The 16,556-nt window shown below is 73.5% G+C and carries 18 protein-coding genes and 1 pseudogene; 3 read left to right on the forward strand and 16 right to left on the reverse strand.

The window, feature by feature from the left end; all coding sequences use genetic code 11:
* Nucleotides 1-128 precede the first annotated feature (128 nt).
* A complete protein-coding gene (locus tag G443_RS11455) occupies nt 129-446 on the reverse strand; it encodes an acylphosphatase (RefSeq protein ID WP_030103974.1) in 318 nt (105 codons plus the stop codon).
* 88 nt (nt 447-534) lie between these two features.
* On the opposite strand from G443_RS11455, the gene G443_RS11460 reads away from it, so the two are divergent.
* Nucleotides 535-1,317: a CAP domain-containing protein gene (locus G443_RS11460; RefSeq protein ID WP_245588661.1), complete on the forward strand. Its 783-nt coding sequence runs from the start codon at nt 535-537 to the stop codon at nt 1,315-1,317.
* A 3-nt stretch (nt 1,318-1,320) separates the two neighbouring features.
* On the forward strand, nt 1,321-1,974 hold the full coding sequence (locus tag G443_RS11465) for a hypothetical protein (RefSeq protein WP_155886006.1): 654 nt from the start codon (nt 1,321-1,323) through the stop codon (nt 1,972-1,974).
* A 215-nt stretch (nt 1,975-2,189) separates the two neighbouring features.
* Here the strand turns inward: G443_RS11465 and G443_RS11470 are convergent, their stop codons facing one another.
* The 15 genes and pseudogenes from G443_RS11470 to G443_RS11540 form a co-directional block, all read right to left on the reverse strand.
* The gene (locus tag G443_RS11470) at nt 2,190-2,552 is read right to left on the reverse strand and encodes a response regulator transcription factor (RefSeq protein WP_051313253.1); all 363 of its coding nucleotides are present in this window, start codon (nt 2,550-2,552) and stop codon (nt 2,190-2,192) included.
* The gene (locus G443_RS11475; RefSeq protein ID WP_253860200.1) at nt 2,549-3,778 is read right to left on the reverse strand and encodes a sensor histidine kinase; all 1,230 of its coding nucleotides are present in this window, start codon (nt 3,776-3,778) and stop codon (nt 2,549-2,551) included. Before G443_RS11475 ends, G443_RS11470 begins: the two co-directional genes overlap by 4 nt.
* A gap of 373 nt (nt 3,779-4,151) precedes the next feature.
* Nucleotides 4,152-5,087 (reverse strand): annotated as a pseudogene (locus G443_RS11480) (universal stress protein); the annotation flags it as partial.
* Between the two features lie 125 nt (nt 5,088-5,212).
* Nucleotides 5,213-5,881, reverse strand: a complete 669-nt coding sequence (locus tag G443_RS11485; protein ID WP_026417103.1) for a potassium-transporting ATPase subunit C — start codon at nt 5,879-5,881, stop codon at nt 5,213-5,215.
* 5 nt (nt 5,882-5,886) lie between these two features.
* Complete coding sequence (gene kdpB / locus G443_RS11490; protein WP_026417104.1) at nt 5,887-7,980, reverse strand: potassium-transporting ATPase subunit KdpB; 2,094 nt, start codon at nt 7,978-7,980, stop codon at nt 5,887-5,889.
* Entirely contained in the window at nt 7,977-9,638 is a 1,662-nt protein-coding gene (gene kdpA / locus G443_RS11495) for a potassium-transporting ATPase subunit KdpA (protein WP_026417105.1), read from the reverse strand. The genes kdpB and kdpA overlap by 4 nt, the downstream gene beginning before the upstream one ends.
* Nucleotides 9,635-9,745 (reverse strand): K(+)-transporting ATPase subunit F, encoded by a 111-nt coding sequence (gene kdpF / locus G443_RS11500; protein WP_026417106.1) that lies wholly within the window; start codon nt 9,743-9,745, stop codon nt 9,635-9,637. The genes kdpA and kdpF overlap by 4 nt, the downstream gene beginning before the upstream one ends.
* Nucleotides 9,742-9,897 carry a hypothetical protein gene (locus G443_RS11505; protein WP_155886007.1) on the reverse strand — a complete coding sequence of 52 codons (156 nt, stop codon included), beginning with the start codon at nt 9,895-9,897 and terminating at the stop codon, nt 9,742-9,744. The genes kdpF and G443_RS11505 overlap by 4 nt, the downstream gene beginning before the upstream one ends.
* 150 nt (nt 9,898-10,047) lie before the next feature.
* Complete coding sequence (locus G443_RS11510; protein ID WP_035291254.1) at nt 10,048-11,691, reverse strand: HAAS signaling domain-containing protein; 1,644 nt, start codon at nt 11,689-11,691, stop codon at nt 10,048-10,050.
* Nucleotides 11,692-11,693: 2 nt separating this feature from the next.
* The gene (locus G443_RS11515; protein WP_026417108.1) at nt 11,694-12,014 is read right to left on the reverse strand and encodes a PadR family transcriptional regulator; all 321 of its coding nucleotides are present in this window, start codon (nt 12,012-12,014) and stop codon (nt 11,694-11,696) included.
* Between the two features lie 274 nt (nt 12,015-12,288).
* Nucleotides 12,289-13,209: a bifunctional DNA-formamidopyrimidine glycosylase/DNA-(apurinic or apyrimidinic site) lyase gene (gene mutM / locus G443_RS11520; protein WP_026417109.1), complete on the reverse strand. Its 921-nt coding sequence runs from the start codon at nt 13,207-13,209 to the stop codon at nt 12,289-12,291.
* A gap of 47 nt (nt 13,210-13,256) precedes the next feature.
* Nucleotides 13,257-14,021 (reverse strand): ribonuclease III, encoded by a 765-nt coding sequence (gene rnc, locus G443_RS11525; protein WP_026417110.1) that lies wholly within the window; start codon nt 14,019-14,021, stop codon nt 13,257-13,259.
* A gap of 24 nt (nt 14,022-14,045) precedes the next feature.
* Nucleotides 14,046-14,228, reverse strand: a complete 183-nt coding sequence (gene rpmF / locus G443_RS11530) for a 50S ribosomal protein L32 (protein ID WP_016698863.1) — start codon at nt 14,226-14,228, stop codon at nt 14,046-14,048.
* 2 nt (nt 14,229-14,230) lie between these two features.
* The gene (locus G443_RS11535; protein WP_035273127.1) at nt 14,231-14,830 is read right to left on the reverse strand and encodes a YceD family protein; all 600 of its coding nucleotides are present in this window, start codon (nt 14,828-14,830) and stop codon (nt 14,231-14,233) included.
* Between the two features lie 180 nt (nt 14,831-15,010).
* Nucleotides 15,011-15,766: a DivIVA domain-containing protein gene (locus G443_RS11540; protein ID WP_026417112.1), complete on the reverse strand. Its 756-nt coding sequence runs from the start codon at nt 15,764-15,766 to the stop codon at nt 15,011-15,013.
* 174 nt (nt 15,767-15,940) lie between these two features.
* Between G443_RS11540 and G443_RS11545 the strand changes: the two genes are divergently transcribed.
* On the forward strand, nt 15,941-16,426 hold the full coding sequence (locus G443_RS11545; protein WP_051313412.1) for a GNAT family N-acetyltransferase: 486 nt from the start codon (nt 15,941-15,943) through the stop codon (nt 16,424-16,426).
* Nucleotides 16,427-16,556 lie beyond the last annotated feature (130 nt).

Consider the following 16,556-nt stretch of genomic DNA (forward strand, 5'->3'; position numbering starts at 1 on the left):
GGACCGGTGAGCGGGTACACGGCCCGCAGTCGCCACCGGGTACCCCCCGCCGTCGCGCACCCGGTCCGGGCGCACCGGTCGGACGGCGGTGGTCCCGGTGTGCGCGGATTCCTCCGGCCCGTCTCGGCTCAGTCCCGCTCCGCCCGCTCCTCGAAACCGGTGAGCCCGCCCGCCGCCTCGGCCCAGCGCACCACCACCGTGTCCACCGCCCCGGGTGTCGTGCCGGATCGCAGCGACTCGAGCAGTCGGACGGCGGCGGCCCGGTCCCCCTCGGCGACGACGGCCACCCGACCGTCCGCGAGGTTCGTCGCATGACCGGTCAGCCCCAGTTCCAGGGCCCGGCACCTCGTCCACCACCGGAAACCGACGCCCTGCACCCGTCCGGCCACCCACGCGTTCAGCCGGACGGCGTCCTCCCTGTCCCGCGTACTGTCCACACCCGACATGCTGCCTGATCGAGTCCACTCGAACCGGGTGGAGTACGCGACGCTGAGTCACTGCATGGTCGCCTCATCCGTGGTACCGTCCCTGCCCGTGATCGGGCCACCGAGCAGACGCGGCGCCAGCACCACCGCCGGTCTGGTCGCTCTCACGATCGGCGCACTCACCGCGGGAGCGCTGTCCCTCCCCTCGCTGTTGACCGGTGAGGGGGACGGTGAGGCAGCCGGACCCGACGTCGCCGCCTTAGCCACGGTCGAGCCACCGGCTCACACCACCTCCCCCACACCTGTCTCCTCGACGGGGAACGAGCCCAGCGGAGAGCCGTCGGCCCCGGCCAGCGGCATTCCGGCGAGCCAGGAGCCGGAGGAGACGACGGGAGCGGCGGAGGACGGGGAGACCACCGAGGTGACGCCCGAACCCCCGGCGGCTCCCCCCGTGCGCGAGCCCGCCGACCCGCCGGTGACCGAGCGGCCGCCCGAGCCGGAGCGACCGGCGCCCCCTGGTGGCGGCCCTCAGGTGGCCACCGTGGTCGACCTGGTCAACGAGGCCCGGCGGGAGGCCGGCTGCGCCACCGTGCAGGTGGACCACCGGCTCGTCGTCGCGGCGCAGCGGCACAGCGAGGACATGGCCAGTCAGAGCTACTTCTCGCACTCCTCCCCGGACGGCCGCGGTTTCGTGGAGCGGGCGAACGAGGCGGGGTACCCGCGCGCGGCGGGCGAGAACATCGCCATGGGGGCTCGCGACGCGAGACAGGTCATGGACATGTGGATGGAGTCGCCGGGCCACCGGCAGAACATCCTCAACTGCTCGGTGGTCGCCATCGGAGTCGGCCTGGACACCGACGGTTGGTACTGGACCCAGGTTTTCGGAGGATGACGCTTGTCCACTCCCACTGAGGACGAGGAGCGGCCGACCGCCGCTCCCAAAGTGCTCCTGGCCGCGGTCGGCGTGGTCACCGCGACCGCCTTCGCGACCATCGCCGCGCTCGGTTCGAACTCCGGCCAGCTGGCCGAGCCCGAGCCGGTCAACCGGCACGACGTCGTCGTGCGCAGCGACTTCCCCCAGCCGTCCTCGCCGCCCTCGGCGACGCCGAGCCGGAGCGCCGCTCCCTCGGCGCCACCGTCGTCGCAGCCGAGCGGCTCCGCCGTCCCCTCCACGGTGGAGGCTCCGGCGAACACCCAGGACGAGACGGGGGTGGGCGAACCCGGCGGCGGGGAGGCCGACACCGGCCGCCAGCCGGGTTCCCCCCACCAGCCGCCGCCCGACCCGCCCCCGAACACCGGCGGTCCCGGCGGCGGTTCGACCAACCCGGGCCCGACGAACCCGGGCCCGAGCAACCCCGACACGAGTGACCCCGAGCCGGACCCCGACCCGGAGGAGCCGCCCGGCGGCGACGACGGGGGTGGTGGCGGGGACGACAGCGGGGCGCCCCCACCGCCCGACCCGGGTGCGCCCAGCAGCAGTGGGGCCAGCCTCCCCTCCGTGAGCACCGGCCCGGGAGCGCCGGAGACCGACGGCGCCGACGAGCGCTGACCCGGGCGCTGCCCCTGGCGGGGACACCCCCGGGGTCGAGGCCCGGTGCCACCCACCCTCGACCCCGGCCGTCCCCACCGACCGCTCGCCCGGCGGGGCGCCCCGAACCGCACGGTGCCCGACCTCGCCCCTCGGACCGGTACCGCGCCGAGGGGATCGGTCCTCGCGCACGCCTCCCACCGCGGGGAGGCCCGGGTGCCCGCGTGCCCGTCTGGTCAGTCCTGGGGTGTGGCGGCGGCTCCCAGCACCGCCAGCAGCTCGGCCACCGCGAAGGGTTTCACCAGGCAGCCCACCGCCCCGGCGTCGAGGATCCGCGCCTCGTCGCGAACACCGGGTGGCCCGGTGAGCACGACCACCGGGCAGTCCACGGCGGACCGCAGGGACCGCACCGCCTCCGACCCCGAGTCGCCCGGCAGACCGATGTCCAGCAAGGCGGCGTCCGGCGGGTCCTCGTCGGCTAGGTCCCGGACTCCTCCCAGGTCAGCGGTGCTGACGACCCGCAGGCCGTGCGCGTCGAGGGTGATGCGCAGCGCACGGACCAGGAGTGGCTCGTCCACGACGAGCAGGACCGTGGTCATCGCTCGTCACCCACCTCGGCTCGTCGCTGGGTCCGTGGTGTCCCCCGCACCGGCGGGCGTGGGCCCGGAGCCGCCGCGTCCCACGTCCCCGGCCCCGCTTCCGGCGCCGCCTGGGCCACGGGCAGGACGATCACCACGGTGAGACCACCTCCGGGGGTGTCCTCGGCGCGGATCGACCCGCCCATCGCCTCGACGAAACCCCTCGCCACGGTCAGCCCCAGGCCAGCCCCGATCGGGCGACGAGCGCCGTCGGGGTGCGGCAGCCGCCGGAACGGCGCGAACACGGTGTCCACCGCCTCCGGGGGCAGGCCGGGACCCGTGTCGACGATCCGCAGCTCCACCCGGTCAGCCAGCCGGCTGGCGCGGACCGCGGCGTCGGGAGGCGGTCCGCCCCGGCCGTGGCGGAGCGCGTTGTCCAGCACGTTCGCGACCACCCGGCGGAGCAGGTCGGGATCGGCCGACACGGCGGGCAGGTCGTCGGTCAACTCCACGGACACCCGGTCCGCTCCGGCGATGCCGGCCGTGGCCCGGTCGAGCACCTGGCCGAGCCGCACGGGACGGGACACGGGGTGGACTCCGCCCACCGAGAGCCGGGCGGTGTCGAGCAGGTTGTCCGCCATCCCCACCAGCTGGTCGGTCGCGGCGACGGCGGTGTCGAGCAGTTCGGCGCGGTCCGCGTCCGACAAGCCGCGGCGGTCGCCGGAGAGCGTGTCGAGCACGGTGCGCACCGTCGTCAGCGGGGTGCGCAGGTCGTAGCCGAACGCGGCGAACAGTGAGGCGCGGAGCTCGGCCGCCGCCGCCTCCTGCCGCGCCTCGGTGGCCGCCGCCTCCGTGCGGCGCTGGCGGAGCGCGCCGAGGGCCTGCCCCGCGGCGGCCTCCAGCACCTGTTGGTCCTCGGCCGGCAGCGGGCGGCCCCGCAGCACGAGGCGGACGGTGTCGGTGAGGGCGAGTGTGGCGTCCACGTCCTCGGGGTGGCCACGCAGCTCCTCCCCCGACGCGGCGACCTCGACCCACTCGCCGTCCACCCGCTCCACCAGCGCCGCGGAGGAGAGGCCGAAGCTCTCCCTGATCCTGCCCAGCAGCAGCTCCGGGGAGTCGGGTCTGGAGAGGACCGTGCGGGCGTAGGAGGCCAGCAGGGTCGCCTCGGTACGAGCGCGGGCCGCCTGCCTCGCCAGCCGTGCGGCTTGGTTCACGACGGCGGCGACGAGCACCGCGAGGACGACCATCGCGAGCAGGACGACGAGCTGTTCCTGGCCGTTGAGGGACGAGGGGCCGCCACCGGGCCGGACCCCGACCAGGACCCGCCGAGCACCGCCGCCAGCAGAGCGGGGCCACGCCGCCCACGAGGGCGACGACCGTGACGGCGAGCAGGTGCCCGACGACGTCGGAGACCAGGCCGACCCTGCCCGCGACCACCGACGCGAGGACGCTCACGACCACCGGCAACCCGGCGGCGAGCACCCACCCGGCGAGGCGCTGGTGGTGGGAGACCAGCCCGTCACGCCGGTCGCGCCGTCCCCGTCGTTCCTCCCGGTGGGGCACCAGGTGCACGTCGATCGTTCCCGAGCGGGAGACGACGGCCCGCCCGACGCCCTCCCGGAGCAGCCGTGCGAGCCGGGACCGACGGGAGGCACCGAGGACCAGCTGGGTGGCGTTCGCGCCCCCGGCGAAGTCCAGCAGCGCGTCCGTCACGTCGTCTCCCACGACGGTGTGGAACGTGCCGCCCAGGTCGGCGGTGAGCTGGCGGTAGCGGTGCAGCCGTTCCATCGGCGGATGGACGAGACCGTCCCCCCGCAGCACGTGGACGACGAGCAGGTCCGCGCCGGCCCGGCTGGCGACCCGGCGGCCGCGCCGGATCAGCGTCTCGCTCTCGGGCCCGCCGCTGACGGCGGCGACAACTCGTTCCCGTGCCTCCCAGGTGTCGGTGATGTGCTGGTCGGAGCGGTAGCGGAGCAGCGCGACGTCGACCTGGTCGGCCAACCACAGCAGGGCCAGTTCCCGCAACGCCCCGAGGTTCCCGGGCCGGAAGAAGTGGGAGAGCGCCGCATCCACCCTGCTCGCCGGGTAGATGTCGCCCTGGGCCATGCGCCGCCGCAGTGCCTCGGGGGTGAGGTCGACCAGTTCGATCTGCTCGGCCTGGCGCACGACCGAGTCTGGCACGGTCTCCCGCTGCCGGACCCCGGTGATGGTCTGGACGACGTCGTTGACGCTCTCCAGGTGTTGGATGTTGACGGTGGAGAGCACGTCGATGCCCTCGGACAACAGGGTCTCGACGTCCTGCCACCGCTTGGGGTGGGGGCTCCCCGGCTCGTTGGTGTGCGCGAGTTCGTCGACCAGGACGAGTTCCGGCCGGCGCCGCAGGACCGCGGCCACGTCGAGTTCCGCGAATCCCTGTTCCGGCCCTCGGGGCAGCCGGACCGGGAGTGCCTCGAGGCCGGCGGCGAGGCGCCGCACCGCCGGGCGGTCGTGCGTCACCGCCAGGCCGACGACGACGTCCACCCCCTGGTCCCGCCGCCGGTGTCCCTCGGCGAGCATGGCCGTCGTCTTGCCCACGCCCGGCGCCGCGCCGAGGTAGATGCGGAGCTCCCCTCGACGGGTGTCGCCGTTCCGCCGTCCGTCCACGTGTCCAGTCTGCTCCCTCCTGGGGTGTTCGCCGCTGGTCAGCGGCCCCCGACCTCGTCGTGGCCGCCCCGTCGTCCGCCCTGGTCCGCGGCCAGCTGGACGGCCAGGTTCAACAGCGGGACGTTCACCGTCGGCTCCCCGAGGAAGCCCAGCCGGCGGCCCCGGGTGTGCTGGGCCACCAGCTCGTGGACTCGGGCTTCGGGTAGCCCGTTCGTCCTGGCGACCCGGGGGACCTGGAGGGTGGCGTACTCGGGCGAGACGTGGGGGTCGAGCCCCGAGGCGGAGGCCGTCACGGCGTCGGCGGGCACCTCCTCGACGGGGACCCCCTCGCGGTCCGCGACGAGTCGGCGGCGTTCCTCGACGAGCGAGACGAGTTCCGGCGCGGTGATCGAGTAGGGCGTCGCCCCCGAGCCGTCGGGTCCTCCTGGGCCCAGGGGCGTGGCGGCGTTGCCGGCGGGCCGCGTGTGGAAGTACCGGTCGGCGGTCGGTTCGGCTGCGAGCGGGTCGACCGGGTCGACCCCGAGCAGCGCGGAACCCACCACTGTCCCGTCGTCGGTCACGGTGGGGGAGCCCTCCGCGGCGGCGCGCAGCGGAGGCAAGCGGCTGACCGCCCACACCGCCGCCGGGTAGCACAGGCCGGTCAGCGCGGTGAGCACGAGCAGCAGCCGCAGGGCCGCCACTGCCGGACGCGGTAGCCAGGCGGGCACGGTGTTCACCCCAGCCCTGGGAGGTGCCTGACGGCCAGGTCGAGCGCCCAGATGCCGAGGAAGGGAGCGACCAACCCGCCCACGCCGAACAGGAGCAGGTTCCTACGCAGGAGGGTGGCGGCACCGAGCGGCCGGTACCGCACGCCGTGCAGGGCCAGGGGGATGAGAGCGACGATCACGAGGGCGTTGAAGACGACAGCCGACAGCACGGCCGAGTTCGCGGAGGCCAACCCCATGACGTTGAGCGCCCCCAGCCCGGGGTGCACGGCGGTGAACATGGCGGGGAGGATCGCGAAGTACTTGGCGAGGTCGTTGGCGATGCTGAAGGTCGTCAACGCCCCCCGGGTGATCAGCAGCTGCTTGCCCACGCCGATCACGGCGATCAGCTTGCTGGGGTCGGAGTCGAGGTCGACGAGGTTCCCGGCCTCCTTCGCGGCGGTGGTGCCGCTGTTCATCGCCAGCCCCACATCGGCGGCGGCCAGTGCCGGTGCGTCGTTGGTGCCGTCGCCGGCCATCGCCACCAGCCGTCCGCCACGCCGCTCCTCCCGGATCAACCGCATCTTGTCCTCCGGGGTGGCTTCGGCGAGGTGGTCGTCCACGCCGGCCTGCTCGGCGATGGCCGCCGCCGTGACCGGGTTGTCCCCGGTGATCATCACGGTGCGAACCCCCATGCGCCGCAGTTCGGCGAACCGCGCCGGCATGTGCGGTTTGACGACGTCCGCGAGCCGCACGACTCCGAGGATCTCGGCGTGTCCCCCCTCGGCTCGTGCGCACACCAGGGGCGTGCCCCCCTGCCTGGCCACGGCGTCCACGATCCCCGGGAGGCCGGCCGGCGGGTGCCCGCCGCGGTCCCGCACCCACTGGACGACCTCGGCGGCGGCGCCCTTGCGGATGAGGACCGGTTGGTCCACCGCACCGGAGGGCAGGTCGAGGCCGCTCATCCTGGTCCTGGCGGTGAAGGGCACCCGGACGGCCGCCCGCTCGTCGGAGGTGGTGTCCGCGCTCAACCCGTGCTCCCGGGCGCACAGCTCCACGACGCTGCGCCCCTCGGGGGTGGGGTCGGCGAGGCTCGCGAGACGAGCCGCGGCCGCGAGCCGCTCCACCCCGACGCCGTCGACCGGGACCAGTTCGGTAGCCATGCGGTTGCCGAAGGTGATGGTTCCGGTCTTGTCGAGCAGCAGCGTCGCCACATCGCCGGCGGCCTCCACCGCCCTCCCCGAGGTCGCCAGCACGTTCCGCCGCACGAGCCGGTTCATCCCGGCGATCCCGACGGCGGGCAGCAGCGCTCCCACCGTGGTGGGGAGCAGGCACACCGCGAGGGCGACCAGGACGAGCACCGGCTGGCGGGCACCCGAGTAGGCCGCGATCGGCTGGAGCGCGGTGACCGCGGCCACCAGCAGCACGGACAGGGTGGCCAGCAGGACGGTGATCGCCACCTCGTTCGGGGTTGGTTGGCGGCGGGCTCCCTCGACCAGGCGAATCATCCGGTCCACCACGGACTGGCCGGGAGCCGCCGTGATACGTACCAGCAGGCTGTCGGAGAGCACGGTGGTGCCGCCGGTGACCGAGGACCGGTCGCCACCCGCCTCCCGCACCACCGGGGTGGACTCGCCGGTGATGGCCGATTCGTCCACTGAGGCCAGACCGCTGAGGATCTCGCCGTCACCGGGGACGACCTCGCCGGGGCCCACGACGACCAGGTCGCCCGGGACCAGGTCCCCGGCGGGAACGCGATCACCGGAACCGGCGGGCGGGACTTCCTCCACGTCCGGGGAGACCCGCCGGGCGACGGTCTCGGTGCGGGAACGCCGCATCGCATCCGCCTGGGCACGACCCCGACGCTCGGCGACCGCCTCGGCGAGGTTGGCGAAAAACACCGTGAGCCACAGCCAGGCGGTGACGAGCACCCCGAAGACGTTGGGGGCGAGTGCGACGAGGACCGTGACCAGCACCGAGGCCACCCAGACCACGAACATCACCGGGCGACGCACCGCCGACCTGGGGTCGAGCCGCCGCACCGCGTCGGGGACCGCTCCGAGGACCTGACCGGCGGTGATGGCGGTACCCGGCGGGGTGTGCGGGCGCACGTCGGTGTTCATCCCAGCGCCCCGGCCAGCGGGCCGAGCGCGAGCGCCGGCAGGAAGGTGAGCGCCGCGACGAGGACCGCGACTCCGGCGAGGAGTGCCCCGAAGAGCGGGCCCGTGGTGGGAAGGGTTCCAGCGGTGACCGGGCTCCGGCCCTGTTCCGCGAAGGCGCCGGCGAGGCGGAGCACGGCCAGTGCGGGCAGGAACCGGCCGAACGCCATGACGAGTCCGACCGTCACCTGGACGTAGCCGCCCCCGACGTCCAGACCGCCGAAGGCGCCGCCGTTGTTGTTGGCGGCCGAGGCGTAGGTGTAGAGGACGGCGGTGACACCCGCCGGCCCGTCCTCCGCGAGGGCGTCCCGCGTGGTGGGGAGCGCGAGGGCGGCGGCGGTGCCGGTGAGGACCAGCAGTGGCATGGTCAGGACGGCGACCGAGACCGCGCTCAGCTCCACCCTGCCGATCTTCTTCCCCAGGTACTCGGGCGTGCGCCCGACCATCAGGCTGGCGAGGAACACCGCGAGCAGGGCCACCACGAGCAGCGCGTGGAGGCCGTTGCCGACGCCACCCGGCGCGATCTCGCCGAGCACCATGTTCACCAGCAGCCCGGCGACGGCCAGGCCGCCGAAGGTGTTGTGCGCCGCGTTCTCGGCCCCGGTGGAGGTCCCGGTGGCCGCGACCGCGAACAGGGCGCTCCCGAAGACGCCGAAACGGCTCTCCCTCCCCTCCAGAGCGGCCCCGGCCACCTGGGCGGCGCCCCGCGGTACGCGGGACTCGACCGCCCAGACCAGGCAGAGCACCGCGGCGGCCACGACCGCCACCACGGACACCAGCGGCCGGCTCTGCCGGTGGTCCCCGACCATCACGCCGAAGGTGCGCAGCAGCGCGACCGGGACGAGCAGCATGAGGTAGACCTGCACGAGGTTGGTCAACGCCGAAGGGTTCTCGAAAGGGTGGGCCGAGTTGGCTCCGTAGAGGCCGCCCCCGTTGCTGCCGAGCAGCTTGACCGACTCGATCGCCGCCACGGGTGCCAGTGGCACCCTGTGTTGGGCGCCGTCCAGCGCGGTCACCACCACCGGCCCGGCGAAGCTCATCACGACGCCGCCGACCAGGAGCACGACCGCCCCGAGGAACGCCAGAGGGAGGAAGACCCGCACGACGCCCCGGGTGACGTCGACCCAGACGTTGCCGATCCGGTCGGTACGTTCCCGCGCCAACCCGCGAACGAGGGCCACGGCGACAGCCACCCCGACGGCGGCGGACAGGAAGTTCTGCACCGTCAGCCCCGCGAGCAGCAGGGTGTTCCCGGTGGTGACCTCGGGAGGCTGGGACTGCCAGTCGGTGTTGGTGGCGTAGCCGATCGCCGTGGTGAAGGCCGTGTCGGGTGGTACCGCCGGACGTCCCTGCCCTCCAGGCAGGACGCCCTGCGCCCGCTGGAGGGCGTAGAGGAGGAATGCCGAGACGCCGAACAGGCACAGCACCCCGGTTGCGTACCCGGTCCACCGCTGCTGGGCCTCGGGGTCGACACCGCAGATCCGGTACACGACCCGCTCCGCCCGGTTGTGCACCGGGCTGTCGTACACCCGGGCCAGGTAGGAGCCGAGGGGCCGGTAGGACAGCGCCAACGCCACCAGCAGCAGCGCGATCTGGAGCAGACCGGCGGTCGCGGGGTTCATCGGAAGCGGTCTGGTCGCAGGAGCACCCGGACCAGGTAGGCGATGAGCGCCAGCGCGAGCAGCCCACCCACGACGTTGGCCGGGGTCCCGGCTGCGATCCCGCTCACAGCCGGTCCAACCCCCGGAGGGCGGCGAACAACGCCACCTGCACCGCTCCGAGGATCAGGAGGTAGGCCACGTCCCCCATCGCCCGGACTCCCTTCTCCGCCCCGTCCCCTCTATGGAGGGGGTGGAGGAGGGAGTCCGCAGCGCGAGTCACCCCAACGGGCGGGTGGGGATCCTGGTGACGATGTCACTGGTCCCGGTGGACGGACAGGCGAGCGTCCACCGGCACGTCCCTCGGGGGCCCGCTCGCGGTGCGCCTGGCGTCAGCCGGGAGAAGGGGACCGAACGGACCACCCGCCGGAGGTCAGGGCGCCTCGACGTCCCCCGTCCCGGGCTCCCCGGAGGACGGCGACCGGCGGTCGTCCTCGGGTCGTGCGTCTCGCCCGGAGCCCTCGTCGTCCTCGGGCCGCGCACCACTCCCCGACCCCCCGTCCTCCTCAACCGGGTCGTCGGTGGCCAGGGGGCCGTCCTCGGGGTCGCCGTCCACCGCGGTCCCCTCGTCGCTGGTTCCCACCGGTTCGTCCCCGTCCTCGTCGGCGGAGGGAGCGTCCTCCGACGCCCCCGGCCCGCCGGTCGCCCCGGCGCCCTGTTCCTCCCGGTCGTCGTCGGCCCCGCTCACCTCGGAGTTCGCGGGCGCGTGGGGCACGTCGGGGATGATGGCGGCGGGCCGGTCGACGGGCCGTTCCACGCACTCCCCGTGGAGCAGGATCTCCACCTCGGGACGGGGGAAGAGGTTGTCCCACGACCGCTCCGACCACCCGTACCTGGTGCAGTACTCCCTGGCGAGCTCGATCGGGTTCCCGCTCCCGTCGAACAGGTACACCTCGTCGAGCAGCTCACCGTTCCGGTCGAAGGGCAGGATGTTGCCCGACTCCGGGAGAACCCACCCGGCGCTCTGCTGGTGGCTGGCGTGCTGGATCGGCGTGCTCGGCGACGGGTTCACCGCCACGGCCAGCAGGCCGCAGAACAGCCCGACCGCCAGCCCGTTCAGCGGAGCCGCCACCCAGCACAGCCGCCGGTCGCGCTTCGACCGTTCGCCCAGCACGACCGAGAGCGGCAACAGCAGCGCGGTCGCGACCAGGACGCCGAGCACACCGGACCCGGTCAGTACCGCTCCCGCCCAGCCCAGGAGCACCGCACGGATCAGCCACCACCCCGGCTGCAGCCTCACGGCGAAGGCGGCCACGGGGGAGAAGGAGGAGGAGGCCGCGGCGGCGAGCAGGAGCGCTCCCCGCCGGGCGGCGGGGGTGTCACGGGCCGAGGGCACCTCGGGTTCCTGCCTGGCCAGCCAGCGAACCGGGAGCGCCCCCAGCAGGGCGCCCACCGCGGTCAGGACGCCCATCAGTTCCGGTTCGGTCGGTCCCGCGACCCCGGCACCGACGAACACCAGGGTGGCGAGGGCTCCGGACAACAGGGCGAGCGACGCCGGGGACGGCCCCCGCCGCGACTCGTCCGGCCCCCTGGCCGCCGCGCGGGCACGGTACGCGACGACGAGGCGACCGGCCGCGATCCCCAGCCCCGCCAGCAGGACCACGACGAGGAAGATGGCGGTCCACTGGCGGAGGGTGTACCTGTCGAGGAAGAAGGGGATGTCGTGGATGGAGAGGACATCGGTGAGGAACAGGACCAGCACGGTCGCGGCGATCCCGCAGGTCACCAGCGCGAGCCCAGCGGACACCGGCAGCCTCCGCCGTGGGGCGTCCTGGCCGGCGGCGGAGTACCCGCCGGCGGCGAGCAACTCCCGCGCGTAGCGCTCGGGTGGCCCCATCCGGGACTCCAGGCGCTCGGCGTCCACGTCCGGGCCCAGTTCCGCCACGACCTCGGCCAGGTTGAGCTCGACGTCCTCCAGGACCTCCTCGCGTTCGGGCTCCCCCAAGCCGCGCAATCCGGCCGCGACCCGATCCCGGTAGTCGACCGCCGCGGCCGGTAGCTGTGTCCTCGCTGGCACGCTCATTCCTCCTCGACCAGTCGCGCCATGATCCCGGCGAACCGCCGCCAGGTGTCGCCCGACTCCTTCAGCCGGGCCCGCCCGGCGGTGTTCAGGCTGTAGTACTTCCGATGCGGCCCCTCGTCGCTGGGCACGACGTACGAGGTCAACAGACCGGCCTGGTAGAGCCGGCGCAACGTCCCGTAGACCGAGGCGTCCCCCAGCTCGGTCAATCCGGCCGTCCGCAGACGACGCAGGACCTCGTAGCCATAGCCGTCCTCCTCGCGGAGCACCGCGAGCACCGCGAGGTCAAGGACACCCCGTAGCAGCTGACTCGTATCCACGACCGCACCTCCGCTCCGGACACTACCACGCACCGCGCAGTAGTTCGGGCCGGAGAATCGACGGACGGGTTCCCGCGCCACCACGAGGGACGCGAGCACGACGGAGTGCGGGGCAGGGAAGGGAGCGCCGAGCTGGGCCGCGCTCAGCTCACCTCGGGAACCGCGCGGTCACAGCCGGGGCCCCGTCCACGCGGGGGCGAGCGAGGCACGGTGAACCACGGGCGCCGCGCGACACCGGAGAGCGCAAGGCCGGCAACTTCGCTGGGGACCCGCGTCAGAAGTGGGCGTCGGCCGGCACCGGTTGGCAGGCCGGGCAGGAGAAGGAGGAGCGGTTCATGAACGGGTCGCGGCGGACGGCGGCCCCACACCGGCGGCAGGGGCGGTCCTCCTGCCCGTACACCGCCAAGGTCCGGTCGAAGTAGCCGGACTGACCGTTGACGTTGACGTACAGCGCGTCGAAGGAGGTTCCGCCGGCGGCGAGCGCCGCCCGCATCACCCGCGCCGCCTCGTCCAACACCCGACGGCAGTCGGCGGCGGACAGCACCGAGGTCGGGTACGCCCAGTGCAGCCCGGCCCGCCACAGCGCCTCGTCCGCGTAGATGTTGCCCACACCCGACACCAGCGTCTGGTCGAGCAGGGCGCGTTTGATCCCGGTACGACGCCGTTGGATCGCCGACACGGCGGCGTCCAGGTCGAAACGGGGGTCCATCGGGTCACGCCCGATGTGGGACAACGGCACCGGGAGCGACTCGCCGTCCACGGTCACCGTCTCGGCGAGGAAGAGACCGCCGAACGTCCGCTGGTCGACGAAACGCAGTTCCGGCCCGCCATCGGCGAAACGGAACCGGACACGCAGGTGCTTCTCGTCCGGGGCGGCCCCGTCCTTGACCAACAGCTGCCCGCTCATCCCGAGGTGGACCAGCATGGCCGTGGTCGCGTCGGCCTGGACGGCGGTACCCGCGAGCTCCGACCCGGTCACGGAGTCGGCCTCGTCCAGTTCCAGCCACAGGTACTTGCCACGCCGCCTCGCGGCGGCCAGCACGGCCCCGGTGAGCCGCCCCTCGAAGTCCGCTGGCCCCGGCAGGTGCCGGCGGACCGCCCTGGGGTGCAGCACCTCGACCTCGGACACCCGGCGGCCGACCGCGTGCTCGGCGACACCCCGCCGGACGACCTCCACCTCGGGCAGCTCTGGCACGCGACACGTCTCCCGGTCCTGGGCGGCGACCCCGCCGGACCAGCGGGTCAGTCCCCGTCGGTCGGCTCGGCGCCGGCGCCCTCGTCCTCGCCGCGCAGCTGGTCCGAGAGCAGCCGCCACGCGGCCTCGGCCGAGCGCTGCTCGGCTTCCTTCTTCGTGCGGCCCACACCACTGCCGGAGGGTTTCCCAGCCACCAGAACAGTGGCCGTGAACTCCTTGCGGTGGTCCGGACCTTCCTCCTCGACGCGGTACTCGGGCACCCCGAGACCCGCGGCGGCGGTCAGCTCCTGAAGGCTGGTCTTCCAGTCCAGGCCGGCGCCACGCAGCGGCGCCTCCTCGAGGAGCTGGTCGAACATGCGGTGCACGGTCTGCCTGGCGATCTCGATGCCGTGTTGCAGGTACACCGCGCCCAGCACCGCCTCCAGGCCGTCGGCCAGGATGCTCGCCTTGTCGCGCCCGCCGGTCAGCTCCTCACCCCGGCCGAGCAACAGGTGGGCACCCAGCCCACCCTCGCCCAGCTGCCGGGCCACGCTGGCCAGGGCCTGCATGTTGACCACGCTCGCGCGCAGCTTCGCGAGCTGCCCCTCGGGCAGCTCCGGATGCCTGCGGTAGAGGTGATCGGTGATCACCAACCCGAGCACCGCGTCGCCCAGGAACTCCAGCCGCTCGTTCGGCGGCAGCCCCCCGTTCTCGTAGGCGTACGACCGGTGCGTCAGAGCCAGCGTCAACAGCTCGGCGTCGAGCTCGACGCCGAGCGCGTTCAACAGCAGGGCTGGGTCCACCGACCGGCCCCTGTCTGCCTTTCCCCCCACGAACTACTCGTCGGCTGACAGCGGTCAGGCCGGACGAGCGACCTGACGGCCGTCGTAGGTGCCGCACTCGGGGCAGACGACATGCGGCAGCTTCGGCTGGCGGCAGGTGCGGTTGGAGCAGGCGACCAGGGTCGGCGCGGTGGTCTTCCACTGGGCGCGACGGGAGCGCGTGTTGGACCGCGACATCTTGCGCTTCGGGACGGCCACGGCTAGTTCTCCTCTGGTTTGTCTTCTTGGCCGCTGGTCCGCTCCAGCAGAGCGGCCCAGCGAGGGTCAATCGTCTCATGGCGGTGGCCGGGCTCGAGTTCGGCCCATCTCCGACCGCATTCCACGCACAGACCCTGGCAGGTCTCCGCGCACAGCGGAGAGGATGGTAGCGAAAGCAGCAGCGCGTCCCGGACGACGGGTTCCAGGTCGACGAGTTCGTCCACCATCCGCGAGACCTCGTCGGGGTCCGTGCTCTGTTCGGTGGCGCTGTCCGGGTAGGCGAACAGTTCGGTGATCTCCACCTCGACCGAGTCCTCGATGGGCTCCAGGCACCGCGAGCACTCACCGGTCAGCGGCGCGCTCGCCGTCCCCGCGACGAGGACGCCCTCCATCACGGAGTCGACGCGCACGTCGAGGGTGATCTCCTCGCCCCTCGGAACCCCGATCATGTCGAGCGAGAAGCTGTCCGGCGCGGGGATGGAGCGGTGGTAGCGCCGGCTCATGCCAGGGCGTCGACCGACATCACGGGTGTCGATCACCCAGGGCCCGGTCGGCAGCGCGCCGCCACCGGAGGAGGAACGGGATACGGGTTTCTGCGACATAGTGGTTGCCATCATGCACGTAGTCGGGTCGGGTCGGTTGCCGACCGTCCAGCGTACCGCCGCCGAGGGTGCCAGGGCCAGGTCCCGGCGCGGGCGAACGACCTGGTGGCCGGGGCCGTCGGGCCCGCAGACGAGCGGACCGGGCTCCCGTGGGGGCGCGCCGAGGAGCGGCGGGGGTGCTCAGTTCGAGACCGTGGGTGTGTTCTGCTCCCAGTCGGAGGGCCCCCGGTCCCAGTCCCCGTAGTCGAAGCTGGTGCGCGAGGGAGCCCGCAGCTGCTGGCGCCCCTTGCCCACCGTCCGCAGGGTCCGGTTGAGGAGTTCCTCGAAGTCGGCGAGCTTGGCGTCGACGTAGGCGTCGCACTCCGACCGCAGGCGTTCCGCCTCGGTGTTGGCGCGGTCCACGATCTGCGTCGACTCCACGTGCGCCGCGTGCACGACCTCGGTCTGGGAGACCAGCCGGGACTGCTCGGCCTGCCCCTCGGACACCGCCTGCTCATAGGCGGCCCGGCCGGCCTGGATCATCCGGTCGGCCTCCGAGCGGGCCCTGGCCACGTACTCCTCGTACTCGTGGTTGCCGGCCTTGACGACCATGTCCGACTCGGAGTGGGCCTCGGCGAGCATCCGTTCCGCCCGCATCCGGGCCTCGGTGACGAGGCGGTCGGCCTCGGCGCGAGCCTCGGCGAGGGTCTGCTCGGCCTCGGCCCTGGCGGTCTCCACCGACTGCTGGGCGCCCTGGGTGGCCTCGTTGACGATCTGGTCGCGGTGGTCGAGGACGTCCTGCGCGTCGTCGAGCTCGTTCGGCAGGGCATCCCTGACCTCGTCGAGCAGCTCCAGGACATCGCCACGGGGGACGACACATCCCGAGGTCATGGGGACACCGCGAGCGTCCTCGACGATCGTCACCAACTCGTCGAGCGACTCGAACACCCGGTACACGTCTGTCTTCTCCCCAGCGACCCAGTCTGTGATCCAGCGTCCAGTCTGCCCTGACAGGACGCGGATGTCAGGGATGTGGTGGGAATGCGCGTGTCCGATACCGTCCTACCCCCCGAACGGAGCAGTCAGGCGAGTTCGGAGCACCCCGTCGTCGATGAGGAGCAGGAGGACGCCATGTCGTCGTCATCACCGGCCCGGACCCCGGCCACGTCACCGCCGGTGTTCCGCCGAGCCAGGAGCGAGGACCTGCCGGCGATCATCGGCCTCCTGGCCGACGACGAACTCGGCGCGGGGAGGGAGGCGCCGGGGGACCCGGTCTACCGAGCCGCGTTCGAGGACATCGACGCCGACCCCAGGCAGCTCCTGGTGGTCGCCGACCTCGGGGGCGAGGTGGTCGGCACCCTCCAGCTCACCCTCATCAGCGGGCTGTCGCGGCGAGCGGCGACGCGAGCGCAGATCGAGGCGGTGCGCGTGCGGGAGGACCAGCGGGGCGGCGGGTTGGGCAGGGCGCTGCTGGAATGGGCTCTCGACCAGGCGCGGCAGCGGGGGGCCGTCCTGGCCCAGCTCACCACGGATGTCCGGCGGGTGGACGCGCTGCGCTTCTACGAACGGCTGGGTTTCCAGGCCAGCCACCACGGGCTGAAGCTCCCCCTGATCTGACCCGAGGTCCGGGTGCCAGGAACGACCGCTCGCCGGGGCGGCACCTGGTCGTCGCCGTGTCGGGACCGTCGCCGGCACCTCCCGGTGGGCGGTGTCGCCCACGACCGCCGTCGCGGTGGGGCGGCGCCGT

The sequence above is a fragment of the Actinoalloteichus caeruleus DSM 43889 genome, assembly GCF_000429185.2.
Classification (GTDB): domain Bacteria; phylum Actinomycetota; class Actinomycetes; order Mycobacteriales; family Pseudonocardiaceae; genus Actinoalloteichus_B; species Actinoalloteichus_B caeruleus.

Excerpts from the sequence above, each read along its gene's own strand:
- G443_RS11455 (WP_030103974.1), bottom strand. The coding sequence starts at position 446 with ATGTCGGGTGTGGACAGTACGCGGGACAGGGAGGACGCCGTCCGGCTG.
- G443_RS11470 (WP_051313253.1), bottom strand. The coding sequence starts at position 2,552 with ATGACCACGGTCCTGCTCGTCGTGGACGAGCCACTCCTGGTCCGTGCG.
- G443_RS11475 (WP_253860200.1), bottom strand. The coding sequence starts at position 3,778 with ATGGTCGTCCTCGCGGTGCTCGTCGCCGCCGTCGTGAACCAAGCCGCA.
- kdpB (WP_026417104.1), bottom strand. The coding sequence starts at position 7,980 with ATGAACACCGACGTGCGCCCGCACACCCCGCCGGGTACCGCCATCACC.
- kdpA (WP_026417105.1), bottom strand. The coding sequence starts at position 9,638 with ATGAACCCCGCGACCGCCGGTCTGCTCCAGATCGCGCTGCTGCTGGTG.
- G443_RS11535 (WP_035273127.1), bottom strand. The coding sequence starts at position 14,830 with ATGTCGCAGAAACCCGTATCCCGTTCCTCCTCCGGTGGCGGCGCGCTG.
- G443_RS11545 (WP_051313412.1), top strand. The coding sequence starts at position 15,941 with ATGTCGTCGTCATCACCGGCCCGGACCCCGGCCACGTCACCGCCGGTG.